Here is a 21,232-nt window from a genome sequence, read left to right as displayed (position 1 = left end):
AATTTATTTCTGAATAATTGGACAAATAGTATCTTCAGGTTTGATTTCTGTATTTTGCCAACCGGAAAGTAATTGATTAATTTCTGAGCGTAAAGTTAATAATTGCTCAATTTGATGATCAATCTGTGATAACTTTGCTTGCAGTTTTTCTTGAATTTCACAACAAGGGGGTTTACCGTGATCATAAACTTCCAAAATATCTTTAATTTCTTCTAAACTTAAACCCAAATGTTGCGCTCTTTTAATAAAAGATAATCGAGTTAATACATCAGACGAAAATTGTCGATAACCTCCTTCAGTACGTGCTGATGCTTGAATTAAACCTAAACTTTCATAATAACGAATTGTTCTAATAGGAACACCACTTTTTTCTGTTACCTGACCAATTAAAAGTAGTTGTTTATCTTCAATTAACACAGCAGATTTTCCCAACTCTTGTTTTGATGATAACATAAGAATGGGAATAGGTTAACAATCTTACCCAATCACCAATCACCAATCACCAATCACCAATCACCAATTACCAATTACCAATTACCAATCACCAATGAAGTACCGAAAATAACCGTTTTTATTTGCTGGGTGTGATATTTCTAGATTACCCCCTTGACTATAAGTATAAATCTAAAAATGAACGTCAATTCAGCAAATTTGAACCATACTAGAAAACCTAAGATTTTCAATCAACCAGAACGTTTTATTGAAGGTTGGTATTGGGTAATACCTTCTAAAAAGTTACGAGTTGGTGAAGTTAAACCCGTGACAATTTTGGGTAGAGAATTAGTAATTTATCGTGGTGAAGATAAACAAGCTGTGATTTTAGATGCTTACTGTCCTCATTTTGGCGCTCATCTGGGAGAAGGAACAGTAGAAGGTAATGAAATACGCTGTTTTTTTCATCATTGGAAATTTGACTCTGAAGGTTTTTGTGTAGAAATTCCTTGTTTAGAAGAACCTGTTAAAGTTAAAGCTAAAAGTTGGCCTACTGCTGAACAATATGGGTTAATTTGGGTTTGGACAGGAGAAACACCACAACAACCTTTACCGTTTATTCCTGAGTTGGAAATGGAAGAATATGATAGTGCTGTTGGTGTCAGATTTATCACCAACTGTCACCCTAATGTTTTTATGATTAATGCTATTGATGCTCAACATTTTAACACAGTTAATAAATTACTATCAGAGTTTAATTTTGAAAAACAAGAACTCAATGAAAATGCCATTACTTTTACTAATACTACTCACTCAACTCCTGATTACTGGTTAATGAAATTGATTCGTTCCTTTTATAAAAAACCAGTTAACTATCATCTTTGTTATTGGTATGGCATGACAGGAATGATTACAATTAGTTTAGATTTTTTACAATTTCATCTTATATTTGCTTCCCGTTTAATAGAAGCGGGTAGAGCAGAAATAATGACAATATTAATGACTAAAAAACGCTTGGGTATTTTCGGTAGATTACATAATCACTTGGTTTTATGGCTGAGTAAATTTGTGGCTGAAGACTTTATCAAAGACGACAACAAAATTTTTCAAACTATTCAGTTTAATTTAAAATCTCCTATTGACCTAGATCAACCCATAATTCAATTTATTGACCATTTAGAAAGACAAAAAGCTTTAAAATGGGGAACTTGGTATATAGATAGAATGAATGACGGTGAAGTGAGAGAAATAGAGAAACGCCCAAAACGGGAAAAATGGCACGATGAATTAGTTAATGATTGAAAATTCACCATTTTCACAATAAAAATGAAGTGGTTTGTTTTGCCACTTCATCAATTCCCAGGTAGAACCTTAGTATTGAGTATAACGACTACACAATTTTCAAATAGTATAAGATCAAACAGAATTGAAAATTCTCTTCATGCCAGTGAACAGGGTATTGAGGAGTTATGTCGATGAATGATAGCAATGGCGCATTTTGTCAATGTCCGTTATTGCTAAATTTAAATACATTTGCTGTAATTCTGTGGATAGATTCGGGTTTTTGATCAAATGTTCTATCCTGCTTTCCAACAGAGAAATCAGGGTATTTAAGTTTTCCTTGGGAACTGGATGTTGTGGCTGTATTTGCCAATCTGGTTGTTGAGGTGGTTCTGGGGAATTAGTTTGGTTGCTGAGATATTCTGCTTTCTCAGCTTGTAATTGCGCTACATTTCGCTGTAAAGTTTCTATGACTCCATACATTTCTAAGGGATCAAATATCCGCAACAAGCTGGTTTGAGTCACTATTCCTAACTTTGATCCCCAATCCCAGGATACAACTAATCGTTGTACTCGCCGCTGCTGCATTTCTTGATGGGCTGACCATAGGGAATCTTCTGGAGTTAGCAAAAACAAGGGTGTACTCATCGCTGTTTTTGCCTCAATTTGGTCTAAATTTAACCCCAATGCTTGAAATTGCACAATGTCTCTTTCGGTAACAATTCCTACAGGCTTAACAGCGTGCAGAATATTATTCCAGGAGTCTGTTTTGGTTATGACTATACAACTCACTTTATGAGTTGCCATCATCTGCGCCAAGGTGAGTACAGAAGTTGTTGGTGGTGCATGGATTACCTGGGTTGTCATTACCTCTGACACTCGCCTCATTTTTAGTAGGTTTGTGGGGCGTAAAATTTGTCTAATACTTTCTGGGGAAATAATTCCTAATACCTCTTTGTGTTCATTGACGATTACCAAATGGCGAATACGATACCGACGAAATAAAAACAGTGCGGCAAAGATGTCCTTAAATACAGTTTCTGACAGGGTAATTACTGGATGCGCCATGACATCAGCTATTTTTACCCTAGCAAAATCCGTACCCGCAGCCGTAAATCTCACAATATCTCGTTCTGTAAAAATACCTAATAATTCCCTCCCTTCCATGACTAGTACACAACTGGAGCGTGTACCTTGCATGGAATTAAAGGTAATTCCTGCATCAAAATCCGGTAATAAGCAACTATTACCTCGTGTCTGATTCATTAAATTTACAACTTCCATCAGGGAAGTATGGGGTGCAACCACCAGTGGTTGCTTATCTATTGCATCTTCCAGGCGGGGAACGCCAATGAGTGGATCATCAATTTGCATAGATTATTCGGTCTAGATTATAAATGGTAAAACTAATTATGAAGTTTTGTAAATTTATTAGCAATAAATATATTAAATTCTGCAAAATATATATATAATACGAGAGATGTAAAAGATAAATGGGAGAAAAGCTTGCTATATAAAGGCTATAAGCTGTAAAAGGTAAATTAGCGTTAAAGATTTAAACTGGGATATCTAAGGGCAGATTGCCAGATAACTGGAGAGGAAAAGGAAGAGATATGAGGTATATGGCTCTATTGAGAGGCAATATCTACATCAGTCCTCACCCATGCCAGAAATTCGTTGCATTTTGCCATAAAGCCTGTCTAAAACCCTTTTCACGGACACAGGTTGCCACTGATGTCCTCGCTTGGTGGTATATCCTTGCTGATTGAGCCAAGCAGCAATTTGTGGTAGTGATTTTCCTGACTTGTGATGACGGCGAATTAATTCAATAATCTGTTGTTCAGCGGGATTGTCTACTAATTCACCATTAACTGATTGCTGACCAAAAGCGGGTGAACCATAGCCAGCATAGCCGCCACTGACAGCTTTTGCTTTCCGGGCTTGGTTGAGTTTTTCCCAGAGGGATTGGTTTTTCGATTCTTCAGCAGCCATTGTTTTCAGAATTTAATTACCTTTGTCAACATGGTACATCAATTACTGGTGATTGCTGGTAAATGAGTCAGATTTTTCAGGCTTTTCAAGATAGGGGGTGTTTGAATGCGATTGATTTTGCTAGGAGTGCCGGGTAGTGGCAAAGGTACGCAAGGGGCAATACTGTCCAGCCAATGGCAAATTCCGCATATTTCCACTGGTGAAATATTACGTCAGGCGATCGCTAATCAAACTGCTTTAGGCTTGAAAGCAAAAGCGTATGTAGAAAAAAGTGAATTGGTTCCAGACTATTTAATTTTTGATCTCATCCGCCAACGCTTAACTGCTCCATCTACTCAACGAGGTTGGATATTAGATGGATTTCCCGGTAATTTATCCCAGGCTCAGTTTCTTGATCAACTCTTAGCAACTTTAGGACAGTCTTATAACCGAGTTTTCAGTTTTTATGTGCCAACAGATGTTTTGGTACAAAGGTGGCGACAAAGGGGGCGTTCAGATGACCACCCTGAACTTATTTGTAAGCGAATAGAAGTTTATCAAGAGCAGACTGCACCCGTGATTCAGCATTATCGCCAGCAAGGATGTTTAACAGTGATTAATGGCGATCGCCCTGTGGAAATAGTGACTCATTTTTTACAAACTTCTTTTTCTGATTTGAGTTTAACAATTCAGCAAAAAACTGTGAATACTAGCAAAAGACTAATCAACAAAGAACGACAAATCTTATCGGACTAACAGCAAAACAAAGCAGAGAAAATGAGTATTTTATGCGTAAGCAAAGAAAAATTAAAAAACTGAAACTTTTATTTCATCAAGGTTACAGCAATTCTGACCTCAGCTTTTTCTCAATAGAGAAATTAACTCATTGCCATCCCACCTTATCTTTTACTGTTTTCCCTTTCACAGCCACCACTCAAAATTGAAAAAGATTAAAAAAGGAGTTGATATGACAACAGTTGAATATATCCAGGAAACAGAGTTCAAATCACTATTAAGTGATAACGAAATAGTTGTACTAGACTGCACAGCAACTTGGTGCGGACCTTGTAAAATGGTTAGTCCTTTAATGGATAAACTCGCTGATGAATACACAGGTCGTGCCAAAGTAGTCAAAATAGACGTGGGTGAAAATCCAACTTTTGCCAAACAATTTGGTATCCGCAGTATTCCCGCAGTTATGTTTTTCAAGAACGGTGACTTATTGGAAAAAATTGTTGGGATAGCTCCTTATGAAAAATTCAGCACAGCTGTAACCAATATACTTTAACCATTATTGAGGCAATTGCTTTATGCAGAGAGCGCAGATAGTTCGATGTCCTAATTGCGGTAGTGAGGCACAGCGTCAGTTTGCAACTGATGAACACCTAACTCACACCCATTGTTTAGCTAATCAAATTATCCGTACAGAGTGTCTAGTTTGTGACTACCTGATGGTGATGCGCTCTCTGGATGGAAGTGTAATTGAAGCTTACGCACCTGGAATACCAAGCAGTTTTAAACCTTCTACCACATCTAATACTCCTTCGGAGATTCGTGAGGAGCAAATGCTAGTGATCAGAGAGTGTACTTTATTCAGCCTCATTTTTAGACATTTACCAGATCAAAATCCCACAGATTCATACTCATTGCTTTAAGGATTTCAACCATGATGAAGGCTGAAGATATAATGACCACAAAAGTGGTAACAATTCGTGGTTCAGCGACAGTAGCAGAAGCAGTAAAACTGATGAAAGATAATAAACTGCGCTCTATCGTTGTCGAACCACGCACAGACAACGACCCCTATGGCATAGTCACAGAAACTGACATTGTTTACAATGTTGGTGCCTATGGCAAAGACCCCAAACAAGTGCGAGTTTATGAAATTATGACCAAGCCTTGTATTGTAGTTAATCCTGAGCTTGGTGTAGAGTATGTAGCGCGTTTGTTTGCCAATACAGGTATTCGTCGCGCTCCTGTAATTAAAGGTAAATTGTTAGGAATTATATCAATTACTGATATCCTCAGAAAAAGTGACTTTGTGGAAAATCCCAAAAGCACTTTTGAAATGTATTGTGAAGAATTTCCCAACGCTCCAGAGGCAAGAATTTACGAAGATTAAACATCAAAATTCATTTTTTTGTACTTTTTGCACAGGTAACTACACTCATTTACCAAAGATAAAAATCTGAAAACATCTCAGGAATGAGTGAAAAAAATCATCAACATCCGCAAATTAACCCGAACAATTTTTCCAACCAACTATTGACAGGAAATTCTAAAAATATGATGAAAGCAGAAGACATAATGACCACAGAAGTGATTACAATTCGTGGTTCAGCAACAGTAGCAGAAGCCGTGGATTTGATGAAATATAAAGGATTACGTTCTTTAGTTGTGGAACCACGCACAGAAAACGATCCCTATGGCATGGTAACAGAAACTGATATCGTCTATAAAGTTGCCGCTTATGGTAAAGACTCCAAACAAGTGCGAGTTTACGAGATTATGACCAAGCCTTGTATTGTAGTCAATCCTGAGCTTGGTGTAGAGTATGTAGCGCGTTTGTTTGCCAATACACGTATTCGTCGCGCTCCCGTAATTAAAGGTAAGTTGTTAGGAATTATATCAATTACTGATATCCTCAGAAAAAGTGATTTGTTTGATAATCCAAAACCCATATTTATTGAGGATGAAATAGAAGCTGCACGGGAAGAAGCTAGAAGAATTTGTGCAGTGAAAGGAGATACTTCTCGTGAATGTGCAGCAGCTTGGGATATTGTAGAAGAACTACTGGCAGTGGCATCTGATCAGCGGTTAGTCAAGGAAATGACGGAGTCTTAACTATTAAATCAGATGTGATATGACTCCAGTCGATCGCATCTGCTCAATTATTTGACTTATTTGATATCCTCCCTACTCTATCAGGGTAGGGATTCTGGGATCAAAAAGTTTTTCCTCTTTGCATCCTTCCTTGGATCTTAATGTGAAAAAATCATGATCTTGGCGGGCAAAATGCCCACCTTAAACACCCTACTTAGGGGTTGCTGAGAAAGTCTTTCCGTGAGGGCATAGGAGTCAGGAGTCAGGAGTCAGGAGTCAGGAGGAGATTTGAAAATTTCTTTGCCATCTCTTGAAATCCCCAAAAATGCACACTTTTTCCGGTATACCCTTCAAAACCCTTGCACTAATTTCTGTGTTTATCAGCCTCTAACCTTTGATATATCAAGGTTTTAGGTTTATTCAGCAAACCCTACTTACCCAAAACCTGCTCCAAAGCCTCAACCAACCGATCCACATTTTCAGGACGACTATTAAAACCCATCAAACCCACACGCCAAACTTTACCCGCTAACTCTCCCAAACCACCACCAACTTCAATATTATGCTCAAGTAATAACTGCTTTGCTACGGCTTTTCCATCCACTCCATCAGGAATACAAACAGTAGTTAAAGTTGGTAAACGATATTCCTTAGCAACGTGCATTTTTAAACCGATACTTTCCAAACTTTCCCACAAATATTCAACATTTTTTTGATGCCGTTGCCAACAATTTGTTAAACTTTCTTCCGCTACTAAACGCAAAGCTTCCCGCAAACCATAATATAAATTAATCGGTGCTGTATGATGATATATGCGTTCATTACCCCAATATTTTCCTAACAACAACATATCTAAATACCAGTTGGCCACCTTAGTCTCCCGTTTCTGCAACTTTTCCATTGCACGGGGACTCATAGTAAAAGGAGATGCACCAGGAGAACAACCTAAACCTTTTTGACTGCAACTATAAGCTAAGTCCACACCCCACTCATCTAAGAAAATAGGAACACCACCCAAGCTGGTGACAGTATCCACTAATAACAAAGTTCCATATTTGTGACACAACTCCCCCACATCTTCTAAAGGTTGACGTGCGCCGGTGGAGGTTTCTGCATGAACTAATGCTAAAATTGCCGGTTTGTGAGTTTCTAACGCTGTTTTAATTTCATCTACGGAAAATACCTGTCCCCAAGGTTTCGTAATAGTGCGTACATCTGCGCCATATCTTCCCGCCATATCTACCAAACGATTACCGAAGTAACCAGCAACACCAATTAAAACCACATCTCCCGGTTCTACAGTGTTAGCTAGGGTTGCTTCCATCGCTGCTGTACCCGTACCACTCACGGCGATAGTGTGGGGGTTTTCCGTTTGCCAAACGTAGCGTAGCAAAGATTGAATCTCATCCATTAAGGCTAAAAATGCCGGATCTAAATGCCCTAAAGGTGTGGTATTCATAGCTTGCAATACCGCAGGATGGGCGTTAGATGGACCAGGACCTAGTAATAAACGGTTGGGAACTTCTAAAGGTGAAAGTTGTAACTTTTGACTGTCGTTGATAGAAATTGTCGATGTCATAATTTATTTGAGGCTAAGAGGCTAAATAGTTATTACAGCTATCAAGCCAATTTTACTCCTGACTCCTGACTCCTTGATCTCCTGCAACTTCAAGATTATCTATCATTCGTGGGAAGATGCGATCGCCTCCGGCGCTGCGCTCCGCGCAATCGCTCTTAATTCTTAAAGTGGATATAACTAGCTGTAGTTGAAGCCTCATGAGCCAAAAACGTTCTAGCTTAAAACCATTACAAAGGAAAAATCGCACACTCAGGCGCAGATTAAACTTGAAAGGAGAAATAGCCTTAGCCCTAGCCCCAACCGCAATTGTACTGTTAGTAATGGCTTTTGTGGAAACTCTCACCCAACAATGACAATGAACTTAATGAACTAAAGTAGTCCGAAAATGTCCATTTTCTTGAGCAAATTTCTCTTTGAGAATTTGTTTATAAACCGCTTCATAACCATCAGTCATTTGTTTGATACTAAAATGCTTTTCTACATATCGCCTACAAGCATAACGGTTTAATCTTTCTATTTGCTCAATAGCCTCAATACACTCCTGAATATTATTGCACAAAAAACCCGTTTCCCTATCAGCAATTACTTCGGGAGTTGAACCCATTCGCATCGCAATTACTGGTGTACCCGATGCCATTGACTCTACCATTACCAAACCAAATGGTTCTCTCCAAGTAATAGGAAATAAAGTGGCATAAGCAGAACCCATGATAGTATTTTTTTCTGCGTGGTTAGCTTCACCTAAATATTGAATTTGCTTACCATCAATCTGGGGTTTAATTTCCTGCTCAAAATATTCTATATCCACTCTATCTATCTTACCGGCTATTTTCAACTGCCAACCAGTTTTTTTGGCAATTTGAATTGCTAAATGTGTGCCTTTTTCTGGCGATATTCTGCCAACGAATGCTAAATATGGTGGATCTACAGGTTGAGGATAAAACTCATAACTACTCACATCAATTCCATTGTACACTGTTGATATATAATTTAACCCTAACCTGGGTTCTCTTTGGGCATCAGAAATACTCACATAAGGCTGTTTTTTGGCATATTTAAAGATTTTTTCGTTGTCAGGTGTAAAAATACCATGCAAAGTGTGAACTGTGGGAGTTTCTACCAACTTTGTGTATGCTAAAGGTGTGTGTCCTGCATGAGAATGAATAATATCAAATTCTGCGGATTGCTCATAAACTGAAGCTAGATTTAGCAACTCATAAATACTGTAATCTTTGACGGTATTATCCAATCTTAAAGCCCGCGGATGAACTGATACTAACTTAGCCAGAGTCAGAGAATCTCCTGATGCAAATAATGTTACTTCATGTCCTCTTTTGACTAATTCATCTGTTAACAAACCCACGACTAATTCTATTCCACCATAAGCTGGAGGTGGTACTCTCTCCCACAGTGGAGCAACCTGGGCAATTCTCATTATTAACCCCCTAACAATTAAGAATTTACTTGAAAATCACTGACAAAAAAACTGGTAAATATTAACCTAATACTGTTACTCGCTTCACAATTTTATGCTGGATATTTGATATCTTTTGTCTATCTTAGGTAGGGATATTTTCCTCTACTTTAGAGGTAAATTAGTAATTTTAAGGAATCAGAATTTCCAGGAGTCAGGATGTTTTTCATTATAAATGATGAATTATCAATTATCAATTATCAATTATCAATTATCAATTATCAATTTTTATCACAGGTTATTTTCCGAATGCTTCGCCCCTACGACTCCTGACTCCTGACGATGATATAATCTCATACAATAATTAAGCACTAAATATCAACATGAATATCCCTCACCCAAGTAAAAAAAAGTCTATGACATGGCAGGTAGTTTTTTCCATATTGGTATTTGTGTTTATGTACCTGCCTATCCTGGTACTAGGCTTTTATAGCTTTAACCAGTCACCTTACAGCGCAAGTTGGCAAGGATTCACTCTAGAATGGTATCAAAAACTGTTCACAGATGCTCGCATTTTATCAGCTGTAAAAAACAGTTTACTAGTAGCCTGTAGTGCAGTTGCTGTTTCCGCAGTCTTGGGAACTATGATGGCTGTAGGGTTGGCACGTTATAATTTTCCTGGGAAAACATTGTATCGTGGTATATCGTATTTACCATTATTAATTCCTGATATTGCGATCGCAGTTTCTACCCTTGTTTGTTTAGCTGCTTTTGCCATACCTTTAAGCATCTGGACAATTGTAGCTGCACATATAGTTTTTTGCCTAGCCTACATCGGTTTAGTAGTATCATCCCGACTTAATAACCTCGATCCCCACCTAGAAGAAGCTGCACTAGACTTAGGTGCAACCCCTATTCAAGCTTTTATAAAAGTTGTCTTACCCCAATTAATGCCTGGTATTATATCTGGTTGCTTACTAGCTTTCGTCCTCAGTTTAGATGACTTTCTCATCTCCAGTTTTACAGCAGGTAGCGGTTCTAATACCCTACCAATGGAAATATTTAGCCGCATCAGAACTGGAGTCAAACCAGATATTAATGCCCTTAGCATCATGTTAATTTCTATTACCGCTACTGTGGCAATTATTGCAGAATTAATTCGTGCTTCTGGAGAGAAACAAAACCAAAAATAATTATTAGGACTAATATTTCCTTATTTAAAGAATATTTGCGATCGCGAAATCAATCCTGAACTTGGTAAAATCACTGGTACAACTGGGGAAACATGGCAAAGTTACCCCCTAGCGTTGACACAGTTGATTATTAGACATCTCCGAAAAAGATGTAGGGACAATTCATGAATTGTCACTAGGAATGGGTTTCAGGTTACGCATATTAATTTTCGGACAGGTCTATTACCTATCATATGCTCAAAGCAACGCAGATTCATCAGTAGAGGGGATTGGGGACTGGGAAGATGGGAGCAAATTTTTTACCTATTCCCTATTCCTTATCCCCACAAAAAGACTTTTTCAACCAACCCTAATTCCCGTTTCTTGGTAATCTCCCATCCAAACATCTATTTTACCAACTTGAGTATAATTTGTATATTGATCATTCTTAGGAATATTCACAGTAAATTTTTGTAATCTACGCCAATCTGTTTCTGTAATATATTCTTTATTTTCCATTTCTACAATTAATTCTTCACTGTCTCCCCATTTAACTACTACCGCTATTTGATGTTCATTATCAATTACTTTCACCGCTTTAGCAACTTCAGGAAAATCATACTTTTCTCTTAATTTTTGAATATCCACACCTCCATCATGATTCTGATTCAATAAATCACTAAAGTAAATCTTTATCAAAGATAAAATATCATCATTTATATCATATTTTTCTAATATTTTTTTAGTAATACTTATTCCGTCTTTATATCCCGGTGGGTTGGAAGATGACATATTAAAAATGATTACATTACCTTGATCTTGCTTTCCTTCTCTGTTGCATCTTCCTGCTGCTTGAATGATAGAATCTAAAGGTGCAAGTTGACGGTATACTATGGGAAAATCCACATCAACACCAGCTTCAACTACTTGGGTACTAATTAAAAAACAAGGTTGTTCAGCTTTTAATAATTTTCGCACTTTGTCCAAAACTTGAGAACGATGATCAGGACACATCATAGAACTAAGATGAAAACAATGATCGGGAAATTTGGCAGATAATATTTCATATCCTGCCCTCGCTAATTTTTTGGTATTAACAATAATTAAGCCTTGATTTAATTTAGATGATTTAATGCTATCAACTAAATTTTTCCATTCCCAAATATCAGCAATATATTGATAATTAACACGGTTAAGTTGTTGAAATATTCTGCTGGTTTCAGTTTCAGGAATAATATCAACAACATCTGTTAAATCATCTTCATCAAGGTTGTGAAATGCTGGTTGGGTAGCACTCATTAAAACTATTGTACATCCCCAATCTGTGACTAATGTATTCAAAACATCTAATATTGGCCGGACTAAATCACTAGGTATAGATTGAGATTCATCTAATAGGATAACTTTATTAATTAAACCTTGTAATTTTCGGCATTTAGTAGGATGATTAGCAAATAAACTTTCATAAAATTGCACTCCACTGGTGACAATTACGGGTTTATCCCATCTATCAGTATTCAATTTATAATCTTTAACTTCTGCTAATTTTGGTTCATATCCTGAATGATGTTCTAATACTGCATTTTCTCCAAATAATTGCCGATAAACAGCAGCAGTTTGTTCAATAATACTTTTTAATGGTCCGACATAAACTATTCCTGACATTTGATGTTTTTGACTGTGCAAATAAGCAAATCTCGCACTAGCAATGGTTTTACCAATTCCACAGGGTCCAGTTAATCTAAAAATTCCTTTGGGTAATTCACTTTTGTTGATACAATGTTGGGCAAAGACATTTCTAGCTTCACTAATTGCATTTGCTGATTGTGGAAACAAGGAATGAAGATTGAAACTCATTTTGTTATATGCAGAAAGCTCCAAATCTTGTACATATATGGAGCTTTCACCTTTATTTTCAATATTTTCAAATTTGCGAGCGTCTAATCTGTCATTATCAACTAAGACAGAAAATAACATTCTAACGGCAAATTCTCGCCGCAATTTAGGTAAATCAATATCTGGTAATTCTTGCGGTATAAAATCAGCTATTTCCTGTCTAGCTATTGCTAAACATTCCTCTAAACCTGCTGCTAATTGTTTATACTCACTACCTCTTAATCTCAACCTTTCTGATAAACCAGAATGATGGCCAGCGATGATATAAGCTATTGCGGGCGGTTCTTTTTTAGACATTTGTAAAGCTAAAACAGCACCGTGGGGAGAATGTACAACCCGCTTACCGTTATTTTTTAAGTATTCCTGCCATTTTTGCTGATATTTACCCAAATCATGCCATAAACCAGCATACTTGGCTACAGCTTGGAATTGTTGCGGTACAGCACTTGCAGACATTTCCGCAACATTCTGTAAATGTGCTGCTAGTAGTTGTTCTTTACAATCTGTAGTAATTCTTGCTAAGTATTTCATTTATAGTTATAATTGATGAAAAATTTTAAGTCTAGTTTATGCAGTTAAAGTTATGGGGTGAATGGGCATTATTCACAAGGCCGGAGTTTAAAGCTGAACCGCACAGTTACAGGGTAATTCCCTTTACTGCGGCTGTAGGTGTATTAGAGTCTATTTTCTGGAAACCAGAGATTAAATACAAGATTAATCACATCACGGTACTAAAGCCAATTAATACATTTACCATCCAGCGTAACATGGTGCAGTCCAAACAAAACTATAAAAATGCTAAAGATTGGATGAGAAATGATGGTATAGGGAGTTACACTGCTGTGGGCGATCGCGCTCAGAGAAATCATGTCATATTGCATGATGTGGCCTATATCGTGGATTTTAATTTTGATTTACAAACAGAGGAAGATTTATCTAATAAATATGCAGCACAAATAAAGCGGAGAATTGAAAAAGGGCAATGTTTTAAACAACCCTATTTTGGATGTCGAGAATATATAGCCCATTTTTGTGTTCCTTCAGAAGAAGATCAACCAGCACCAGAGTTAAAAGGGGAAATAGATTTAGGTTTAATGCCTAAAAAAATGCACTTTATACCTGATCAAAAAGGTACAGTTTCTTGGCGTACTGCTCAAGGTTTTGTCAAAGGAAATGTAGTTACAGAATTTGCTCACTTTATAATGCGAGATGGGTTAGTGAGTTATCTTTAAGATCCCAAACTTCTTAAAGAAGTCCGGGATCTGTATCCTGATGAGGAAATATTTATGTTGCAAGAATTAAATCAATTAGGAATTGCTTTAGAACAGGATAATCAACTCACATCCATAGGATTTAGTGAATGTCTGTGTCATTGGCAAATTAATTTACCTTTAGGTAGTTTTCAAGTTTTAGAAACAGCAGCAACCAAAGGTAAACCGAAATTTGGCAGAAAAATATTAGTACCAGATTTGCGGCGTAATGGTGATGAACCATTATTAATTGATGATGGGGGAGAATATGTTTTTGGTGCTGGTGATCGAGGTGGAAAACGGCATCAAATGTATTTACAACTTCTGGAAAGATGTTTACAAGAAACTAACCACGAAGCAGTTAAAGCAGTTTATGATTTTGTTACTAACACCACTGTAGAAAAAATTACAGCCCAGCTAACAGAAATTTATCCACCAGCAGCTAATACAGCAGCTAATACAGATTGGTATCGGGATAGATTTGTGTTTCTATTTGAAGGTAAACAAATCACCAAAATTCCCATAGTTCAAAAATGGTGGTCTAATTATTATGGCAGTAAACAAGATACCGTTCATGGAGTTTGTTTATTAACAGGTGAACAGACTTTAACAATGGGGCGAAAAATGCCCATGATGGTTAAAGGTGTACCTGGTGCTGCTACTTGTGGTGCTGCTATTAGTAGTTTTGATAAAAGTGCTTATCAATCTCACGGATGGGATGGAAATATTAACGCTCCCATTGGTTTTGAAAGTGCCGTTAGATTTCATAAATCTTTAGATTTTTTACTCAATAGTGACACCAATCGTTATAAATTAGGAGAGCAGGTTTTTGTTTATTGGGGAGAAGAAGACGGGGAAGGTATTAATCCCGAAATATGGGAAAATCCAGCTTTTGAATCTATCTTTGCTAGTCCCCATAGTCCGAAAAAATTTAATTTGGAGGATATTAAATCTAGTAAATTTTATTTAGCCATTCTCAAAGGTAATAAAGGGAGAATTTCCGTTAGTGGTTGGAGTGAAGTTACTACCCAAAAAATCAAAGATTCTATTGGGCAATTTATCCAATGTCAGCAAGTTAATGATTTGTCACCTAGTCCTATGTGGATGTTATGTAATAGTGCTTTTTTTAATCCTAGTAAAGAACATACAGACAGAATAGCAACAGCATTAATTAAAGCCGCTTTTTTAGGTGAAGCATTACCGGATGAATATGCTTACAGAATCATTGATAGGATATGTAGTGAAAAGGTGTTTCATGACTTTCCATCTAAATCTAAACAATCTCGATATTTTCCCAGACTGCAAGGTTTATTACTTTATTTAGCCACAAACAATATGAAATATCCCACAGGCGATCCAAAATTTGATACTGCTTACACTTTAGGCAGAATTGCATTTTTAATGCACCAATCACAAGTTAAAGCTCAAAATATGAGTGAAGATAATACTAATGTTATGCGTAGTTTAAAGACTTTATCTTCTACACCGACTCAAGTTTTTGCTCGGCTTTGTCATGGTTGTACTCATTATCATATAGAAAGTGATAATAGTAAATACATCAAAAAGTTACTAGCTGAAGAATTTGAAAACTTTGATATTTCCATATTGCCAGAAGTGCTAGATTTAAAATCTCAGGCTTTGTTTTTTCAAGGTTGGTGGCAAAAAAGAGCCGAGTTTTTTAAAAGTAAGGAAAAATCTGAGTAGGTTGGGTTGAACAAAGTGAAACCCAACAAATAATTTTCAATGTTAACCTCTCTTCAAACCGCTCTCCTACTAAGAGAAAGGCTTTAAAAACCAGTTTTTATCTAATTCTTGTCCCCCTTCCCTCGTAGGGAAGAAGCTAGGGGTTAAGTCTTCAAACTATCAACAAATCACAAGGAAAAAAAATCATGACTGCACATTTAGACCCTACTAAAAAACACGATGCAATTTTATTATTTGATTGTTTGGATGGTAATCCCAATGGTGATCCCGATGCCGGAAATCAACCAAGAATTGACCCTCAAACTAATCAAGGTTTAGTCACAGATGCCTGTTTAAAACGCAAGGTAAGAAACTATGTAGACATGGTTGGTAAGAATGAACAAACACCAGAAAAATATAAAATATTTGTGGAAGAAGGAAGCGTATTAAATGAAAAAATCAGTCGCGCTTATACTGCTGTAGATTTACCACAAAAAGAAGGAACACCAGAAGATCAATTAAAGGTTGCTAAGTGGATGCAGCAGAATTATTATGATTTAAGAATGTTTGGGGCGGTACTTTCTACTGGTTTAAAAGCTGGCCAGGTTTGGGGACCTGTACAAATTAGTTTTTCTCGTAGTATTGATCCGGTTTTTCCCCAATCTGTGAGTATTACTCGTTGTGCTGCAACAGAAGAAAAAGAAAAAAAAGATGGTGTAAAAAAAGATAATAAAACTATGGGCAGAAAAGAGGTTTTACCCTATGGTTTATATAGGTCTTATGTTTTTTATAATCCCCATTTGGCGGAAAAATCTGGTTGTGTGAATGAACGGGATTTAGCTTTATTTTGGCAAGCTTTGATTAATGCTTGGGAGTTTGATCGTTCTTCAGCACGGGGTTTTATGGCTTGTCGTGGTTTGTATGTTTTTACTCATGCCAGTAAATATGGTAATGCTCCCGTTCATGAGTTATTTGATAAACTGCAAATTAAGTCTAATGTTGATGTACCCCGCAGTTTTGCTGATTATCAGGTTGACTTGGATGAGGTGTTACCTGATGGTGTGACTTTGACAAAGTTGGTTTGAAAATGCGCGGATGGGTGGGTGTTAAGTCGGAGTGATTATGACTAAGCTGGAAACTCTTGCACTGTCTAGTTTTTATCCGTTGGGTGTTGTCAACCACCCGCGCACCTTACGCTGTAAGGGTTTCGGCGTTTTTCGCTCTTGTGCTATTCTCTGGGATCGGGTATTATTTTGGCATCCGCGCAAATCGTTGTGGAAATGTCCTATTTCTAAGGGTTTGCGCGATCGGCAGTGACAATTACTAATTAAGGTAATTGAGGATTGAAACTCACTTTCGCTGCAAAAGTCCTTTTAACAATATCCGGTTGTGACAATTACTAATTAAGGTAATTGAGGATTGAAACGACAGACTAGATGCCTCCACAAATTCCAGACTACAGTGACAATTACTAATTAAGGTAATTGAGGATTGAAACGCACAAAACCCAAATATTATTAGTTAACGCTTGCTGTGACAATTACTAATTAAGGTAATTGAGGATTGAAACATGCTCTGGGGCATCTTCTTTATCTTCCAGTAAGCTGCATATAGTGACAATTACTAATTAAGGTAATTGAGGATTGAAACCCCCTTATTTTCTGACTCCAGAACAGCAAAAAGTAGGTGACAATTACTAATTAAGGTAATTGAGGATTGAAACATTAAGGATTGAAACTAAACTAAAAGATAATGATTTTCACAACAAGAAATTACACAGTAATTGCAGATTGACATGACAAAAACCCATACCACTCATCTAAACCCACACCAGTAGTAGCAGAAACCTGAAAAATTTGTATTTTTGGGTTTACCTGTTTTGCATATTCAATACATTTTTCTACATCAAACTGCAAATAGGGTAACAAATCAATTTTTGTAATAATCATAATGTCACTAGCGCGGAAAATATGAGGGTATTTAATTGGTTTATCCTCTCCTTCCGTCACCGACAAAATTACAACCTTAGCCTGTTCACCTAAATCAAATAAAGCCGGACAAACTAAATTACCCACATTTTCAATCATCACCACAGAATTTAATGGGGGGTTAAGTTCCTGTAAACCCTTTTCTATCATCGAAGCATCTAAATGACAGCCTGTTCCGGTGTTAATTTGCACCACTTTACAGCCTGTAGATTTAATTCTTTCTGCATCATTAGTAGTTTCCTGATCACCTTCAATGACGCTGATGTTTAACTTCTCTTTTAAATCATTAATAGTACGAGTTAATAAAGTAGTTTTACCAGCACCAGGAGAACTCATTAAATTTAAAGCCAGGATATTTCTACCTTTAAACCAGCCTCGATTTTGAGCAGCTAATAAATTATTTTTACCTAAAATTTCCTGCTCTAAAGAGATAGTAGTATTATGAATTTTAGCGTGAACATTTGCAGGTGATTCATGGTGATGATGTTGATGATCATGATGATGATGTTCATGATCATGGGAATGGGTAATTACAGTTCCATCGGGTAAAGTGTGAGTATGAGAATGTTGATTTTCCATGTTTGTAATAGTTGTATTGTTATCATCAGAACAGCCGCAGGTTACACACATAATTCTTCTACCTCAATTTCTTTAATGTTTAATTCTTGACCGGTTATTAAATCTAATTCTACACTACCACATTCACAAATTCCAAAGGGTTTATCTACATAAAATGTATTACCACATTGGCGACATCTTGCCATGCCCGGTATTTCTAATATTTCTAATATTGCCCCTTCGACTATTGTACCTTGGGCGCAAATATCAAAGCAAAATTTGATGGCATCGGGCATAATGGCGGATAGTTTGCCTATTTCTAATAAAACTCTTTGGACTTTTTTATTTTGGGCGTTTTCGCTAACGATAGCGATGATGTTTTGAGTTATTCCTAGTTCGTGCATTTTGAGGTGACTGGGGACTGGGGACTGGGGACTGGGAAGAAATTAACCAATAACTAAATAACTAATGACTAACATATTCTAGGAAGTTGATCACCTACTAGCATATCTACTATTCTTTCTGCACCAAATGCTGTTTTTAATAATACTATTCCTGGGGGTTGGGGGAGAATTTCACCAATAATTGCTGCTTGTTTTCCGGCTGGGTGATTTTGCATTGTTGATAATATTAACTCGGCTTTTTCTTTGGGTGCAATTATAACTAATTTGCCTTCGTTGGCTAAATATAAAGGATCTAAACCTAAAATTTCACACATTCCATTTACTTCTTCTCGTACAGGAATGGCTTTTTCATTAATACTAATTCCCACATTGGCAGTTTGGGCAAATTCATTTAATACTGTGGCTAAACCTCCTCTCGTTGCATCTCGCATAGCTTTAATTCCTGGGCAAACATTAATAATTTCCGCCACTAATTCATGTAATGGTTGACAGTCACTTTCTATATCTGTTTCTAATGCTAATTCTCCCCTAGCAATTAAAATGGCAGCACCATGATTTCCTATTTCGCCGTTAATAATTACCACATCACCGGGTTGAATATTGCGGGGAGAAATATCAATTCCTGAAGGAATAATACCAATACCCGCAGTATTTATAAAGAGTTTATCAGCACAACCACGATGGACGACTTTAGTATCTCCCGTAACTATTTGTACCCCTGCTTTTTGGGCGGCATTTTGCATACTAAAAACAACTTTTCTTAAAGTTTCTAACTCCAAACCCTCCTCTAAAATCATACTACAAGTAAGATATAAAGGTTTCGCACCACTCACCGCTAAATCATTAATAGTACCATTAACCGCCAACTCCCCAATATTTGAACCAGGGAAAAACAACGGATAAACCACATAGGAATCAGTAGTAAAAGCTAACCTATTTCCTAATAGAGAAAGTTGAGATAAATCAAAACTCGCTTGATCTTCCAACTGTGATAAAATCGGATTATCAAAACTACTAACAAACACATCATTAATCAAATCTCTCATAGCCTTACCACCACTACCATGAGATAAATTAATGTGAGTATCTTTCACCTTATTAGCACGACGGCGCACCTGTTCAATTTTTTGAAATAGCGGATTTTTAACTTCTTGATTATTGTAAACTTCCATATTAAACATCTTCATCTTATAAACTTCTTAACTTAAAAATTTTTCTTTTCTTCCTTTGTGTACTTTGCGTACTTTGCGGTTAGAAAAAAATGAATTGGTGCGTTACGATAACGCCAACGCACCCTACAAATTACCTCCCAGTTTCTTCATGTCTTCCAGCGTGTTTATCAGAGTGTAAAACACCACCAACCGCCCAGTTATCCCGTTCAAATTCATCAATGTGAACAGTGATCCATTCCGGTTTTGTACCCAAAGCCGAAACTAAAGCATCTGTGACAGCTTGCGCTAGTTTCCGCTTCTTTTCTATAGAGTGTCCTTTGGCAATTTGCACAGTTACAAATGGCATAATAATTTACCTTTAATCTACAACTTATAAGATCCCCGACTTCTTTTTTATATTCTCTATAAATGAATACATTTATTAAAATAAATCAGGAACTTATGTGAGGTTTTAACTGACATTTGCCACTACTTTATTTTGCTGGTTGGCTTTTTTCTCCATTGTTGTCAGTCTGCCATATTTATAATAGGCTGCACAAGCACCTTCAGAAGAAACCATACAAGCACCAATAGGATTTTCTGGTGTACAAGCTGTGCCAAATACTTTACATTCCCAAGGTTTCAAAACTCCTTTGAGAATGTCACCACATTTACAGGCTTTATGATCGGGAACTGTTAAATTAGGAATAGCAAATTTAACTTCGGCATCAAATTGGGCGTATTCTTCCCTTATTTGAAAACCAGAATTGGGTATTTCTCCTAAACCACGCCATGCAAATTTTTCACGGGCTGTAAAAACTTGATTCATGGCTGTTAATGCGTTTTTATTTCCTGCTTTTTCAACTAAGCGATTATATTGATTTTCAACTTCACAGCGATTTTCTACTATTTGTTTTAATAACATCCAAATAGATTGAAAAATGTCTAATGGTTCAAAGCCAGAAACAACGATGGGTTTATGATATTTTTGGGCAATAAATTCATAGGGTTCTGTTCCTATGACCATACTTACATGACCTGGACCAACAAAACCATCAAGTTGTAAATCTGGATTTTCTAATAATGCTTGTAATGCGGGAATTACTAATACATGATTAGAAAATAAACTAAAGTTGGTAATATTTTCTGCTGCTGCTTGGAGAACGGTAAAAGCGGTACTGGGGGCGGTGGTTTCAAACCCTAAACCGAAGAAAACTATTTCTTTTTCGGGGTTTTCTTTGGCAATTTTTAAGCTATCCCAGGGTGAATAAACCATACGGATATCTGCGCCTTGGGCTTTTGCTTGTAAAAGGCTGGTTTTTGAACCGGGTACGCGCATGGCATCGCCAAAAGTTGTTAAGATGATGTGAGGATTTTGGGAGAGGGCGATCGCATCATCTATTCTACCTTTAGGCATTACGCACACTGGACAACCAGGTCCATGAATTAGTTCAATATTATGGGGTAATATTTCTTCGATGCCGTATTTAAAGATAGAATGGGTATGTCCGCCACATACTTCCATGATTTTTAAATGTTTGTCTATTTGGCGGCTGAGTTTTTCTATTTCCTTTTGTAAGGCTTGGGCTTTTTCTGGGTTACGAAATTCGTCTACATATTTCATATTTTT

22 protein-coding genes, 1 pseudogene and 1 CRISPR repeat array are annotated in these 21,232 nt (G+C 36.9%); of the genes and pseudogenes, 11 read left to right on the top strand and 12 right to left on the bottom strand.

Annotated features, from left to right (window positions below; translation table 11 throughout):
* Window positions 1-3: 3 nt before the first annotated feature.
* Entirely contained in the window at window positions 4-417 is a 414-nt protein-coding gene (locus tag H6F45_RS08130) for a heavy metal-responsive transcriptional regulator (RefSeq protein WP_096572784.1), read from the bottom strand.
* A 213-nt stretch (window positions 418-630) separates the two neighbouring features.
* Between H6F45_RS08130 and H6F45_RS08125 the strand changes: the two genes are divergently transcribed.
* Window positions 631-1,734: an aromatic ring-hydroxylating dioxygenase subunit alpha gene (locus H6F45_RS08125; RefSeq protein ID WP_190346918.1), complete on the top strand. Its 1,104-nt coding sequence runs from the start codon at window positions 631-633 to the stop codon at window positions 1,732-1,734.
* Window positions 1,735-1,899: 165 nt separating this feature from the next.
* Here the strand turns inward: H6F45_RS08125 and H6F45_RS08120 are convergent, their stop codons facing one another.
* Together H6F45_RS08120 and H6F45_RS08115 are read right to left on the bottom strand one after the other, a co-directional pair.
* A complete protein-coding gene (locus tag H6F45_RS08120) occupies window positions 1,900-3,087 on the bottom strand; it encodes a CBS domain-containing protein (protein ID WP_190346917.1) in 1,188 nt (395 codons plus the stop codon).
* Between the two features lie 276 nt (window positions 3,088-3,363).
* Window positions 3,364-3,705 carry a recombinase family protein gene (locus tag H6F45_RS08115; protein WP_096570836.1) on the bottom strand — a complete coding sequence of 114 codons (342 nt, stop codon included), beginning with the start codon at window positions 3,703-3,705 and terminating at the stop codon, window positions 3,364-3,366.
* A 105-nt stretch (window positions 3,706-3,810) separates the two neighbouring features.
* On the opposite strand from H6F45_RS08115, the gene H6F45_RS08110 reads away from it, so the two are divergent.
* The 5 genes from H6F45_RS08110 (at window position 3,811) to H6F45_RS08090 (ending at window position 6,528) form a co-directional block, all read left to right on the top strand.
* Complete coding sequence (locus H6F45_RS08110; RefSeq protein WP_096570838.1) at window positions 3,811-4,440, top strand: adenylate kinase; 630 nt, start codon at window positions 3,811-3,813, stop codon at window positions 4,438-4,440.
* A gap of 211 nt (window positions 4,441-4,651) precedes the next feature.
* Window positions 4,652-4,972: a thioredoxin gene (trxA, locus tag H6F45_RS08105; RefSeq protein WP_187038611.1), complete on the top strand. Its 321-nt coding sequence runs from the start codon at window positions 4,652-4,654 to the stop codon at window positions 4,970-4,972.
* A gap of 22 nt (window positions 4,973-4,994) precedes the next feature.
* Window positions 4,995-5,339, top strand: coding sequence for a hypothetical protein (locus H6F45_RS27315; protein ID WP_307722505.1), 345 nt, complete (start codon window positions 4,995-4,997; stop codon window positions 5,337-5,339).
* A gap of 11 nt (window positions 5,340-5,350) precedes the next feature.
* Entirely contained in the window at window positions 5,351-5,806 is a 456-nt protein-coding gene (locus H6F45_RS08095; RefSeq protein ID WP_096570842.1) for a CBS domain-containing protein, read from the top strand.
* A 164-nt stretch (window positions 5,807-5,970) separates the two neighbouring features.
* Window positions 5,971-6,528: a CBS domain-containing protein gene (locus tag H6F45_RS08090; RefSeq protein ID WP_096572785.1), complete on the top strand. Its 558-nt coding sequence runs from the start codon at window positions 5,971-5,973 to the stop codon at window positions 6,526-6,528.
* Window positions 6,529-6,937: 409 nt separating this feature from the next.
* Here H6F45_RS08090 and H6F45_RS08085 read toward each other — a convergent pair whose 3' ends face one another.
* A complete protein-coding gene (locus tag H6F45_RS08085; RefSeq protein ID WP_137666443.1) occupies window positions 6,938-8,086 on the bottom strand; it encodes an alanine--glyoxylate aminotransferase family protein in 1,149 nt (382 codons plus the stop codon).
* A 52-nt stretch (window positions 8,087-8,138) separates the two neighbouring features.
* Entirely contained in the window at window positions 8,139-8,285 is a 147-nt protein-coding gene (locus H6F45_RS08080; protein WP_190346916.1) for a hypothetical protein, read from the bottom strand.
* On the opposite strand from H6F45_RS08080, the gene H6F45_RS08075 reads away from it, so the two are divergent.
* A complete protein-coding gene (locus H6F45_RS08075; RefSeq protein ID WP_190346915.1) occupies window positions 8,284-8,439 on the top strand; it encodes a hypothetical protein in 156 nt (51 codons plus the stop codon). The two genes, H6F45_RS08080 and H6F45_RS08075, sit on opposite strands and share 2 nt — an antisense overlap.
* A gap of 8 nt (window positions 8,440-8,447) precedes the next feature.
* Here the strand turns inward: H6F45_RS08075 and H6F45_RS08070 are convergent, their stop codons facing one another.
* Window positions 8,448-9,521, bottom strand: coding sequence for a glycosyltransferase family 4 protein (locus H6F45_RS08070; protein ID WP_096570846.1), 1,074 nt, complete (start codon window positions 9,519-9,521; stop codon window positions 8,448-8,450).
* Window positions 9,522-9,883: 362 nt separating this feature from the next.
* Between H6F45_RS08070 and H6F45_RS08065 the strand changes: the two are divergent.
* Window positions 9,884-10,861 (top strand): annotated as a pseudogene (locus H6F45_RS08065) (ABC transporter permease subunit).
* Between the two features lie 171 nt (window positions 10,862-11,032).
* Here H6F45_RS08065 and cas3 read toward each other — a convergent pair.
* A complete protein-coding gene (gene cas3 / locus H6F45_RS08060; RefSeq protein WP_190346914.1) occupies window positions 11,033-13,099 on the bottom strand; it encodes a CRISPR-associated helicase Cas3' in 2,067 nt (688 codons plus the stop codon).
* 38 nt (window positions 13,100-13,137) lie between these two features.
* On the opposite strand from cas3, the gene cas5c reads away from it, so the two are divergent.
* The 3 genes from cas5c to cas7c all read left to right on the top strand — a co-directional run bounded on the left by cas5c (window position 13,138) and on the right by cas7c (window position 16,586).
* Window positions 13,138-13,800 (top strand): type I-C CRISPR-associated protein Cas5c, encoded by a 663-nt coding sequence (gene cas5c, locus H6F45_RS08055; protein WP_190346913.1) that lies wholly within the window; start codon window positions 13,138-13,140, stop codon window positions 13,798-13,800.
* Window positions 13,801-13,854: 54 nt separating this feature from the next.
* Entirely contained in the window at window positions 13,855-15,522 is a 1,668-nt protein-coding gene (locus tag H6F45_RS08050) for a type I-C CRISPR-associated protein Cas8c/Csd1 (RefSeq protein WP_190346912.1), read from the top strand.
* 185 nt (window positions 15,523-15,707) lie between these two features.
* Entirely contained in the window at window positions 15,708-16,586 is an 879-nt protein-coding gene (cas7c, locus tag H6F45_RS08045; RefSeq protein WP_190346911.1) for a type I-C CRISPR-associated protein Cas7/Csd2, read from the top strand.
* Between the two features lie 228 nt (window positions 16,587-16,814).
* A CRISPR array of direct repeats spans window positions 16,815-17,224; the repeat unit is 37 nt; unit sequence GTGACAATTACTAATTAAGGTAATTGAGGATTGAAAC.
* 49 nt (window positions 17,225-17,273) lie between these two features.
* Here cas7c and hypB read toward each other — a convergent pair.
* The 5 genes from hypB to hypD all read right to left on the bottom strand — a co-directional run bounded on the left by hypB (window position 17,274) and on the right by hypD (window position 21,226).
* Complete coding sequence (gene hypB / locus H6F45_RS08040) at window positions 17,274-18,119, bottom strand: hydrogenase nickel incorporation protein HypB (RefSeq protein ID WP_137666450.1); 846 nt, start codon at window positions 18,117-18,119, stop codon at window positions 17,274-17,276.
* Window positions 18,110-18,451, bottom strand: coding sequence for a hydrogenase maturation nickel metallochaperone HypA (gene hypA, locus H6F45_RS08035; RefSeq protein ID WP_096570864.1), 342 nt, complete (start codon window positions 18,449-18,451; stop codon window positions 18,110-18,112). Before hypA ends, hypB begins: the two co-directional genes overlap by 10 nt.
* A gap of 68 nt (window positions 18,452-18,519) precedes the next feature.
* Window positions 18,520-19,623: a hydrogenase expression/formation protein HypE gene (gene hypE / locus H6F45_RS08030; RefSeq protein ID WP_190346910.1), complete on the bottom strand. Its 1,104-nt coding sequence runs from the start codon at window positions 19,621-19,623 to the stop codon at window positions 18,520-18,522.
* Window positions 19,624-19,753: 130 nt separating this feature from the next.
* A complete protein-coding gene (locus H6F45_RS08025) occupies window positions 19,754-19,969 on the bottom strand; it encodes a 4-oxalocrotonate tautomerase family protein (RefSeq protein ID WP_096570868.1) in 216 nt (71 codons plus the stop codon).
* Between the two features lie 105 nt (window positions 19,970-20,074).
* Entirely contained in the window at window positions 20,075-21,226 is a 1,152-nt protein-coding gene (gene hypD, locus H6F45_RS08020) for a hydrogenase formation protein HypD (RefSeq protein ID WP_190346909.1), read from the bottom strand.
* Window positions 21,227-21,232: the final 6 nt, after the last annotated feature.

Origin of the sequence: Sphaerospermopsis sp. FACHB-1194, from assembly GCF_014696235.1 — a bacterium.
GTDB lineage: Bacteria > Cyanobacteriota > Cyanobacteriia > Cyanobacteriales > Nostocaceae > Sphaerospermopsis > Sphaerospermopsis kisseleviana.
This window is presented reverse-complemented; position numbering and strand designations above follow the sequence as displayed.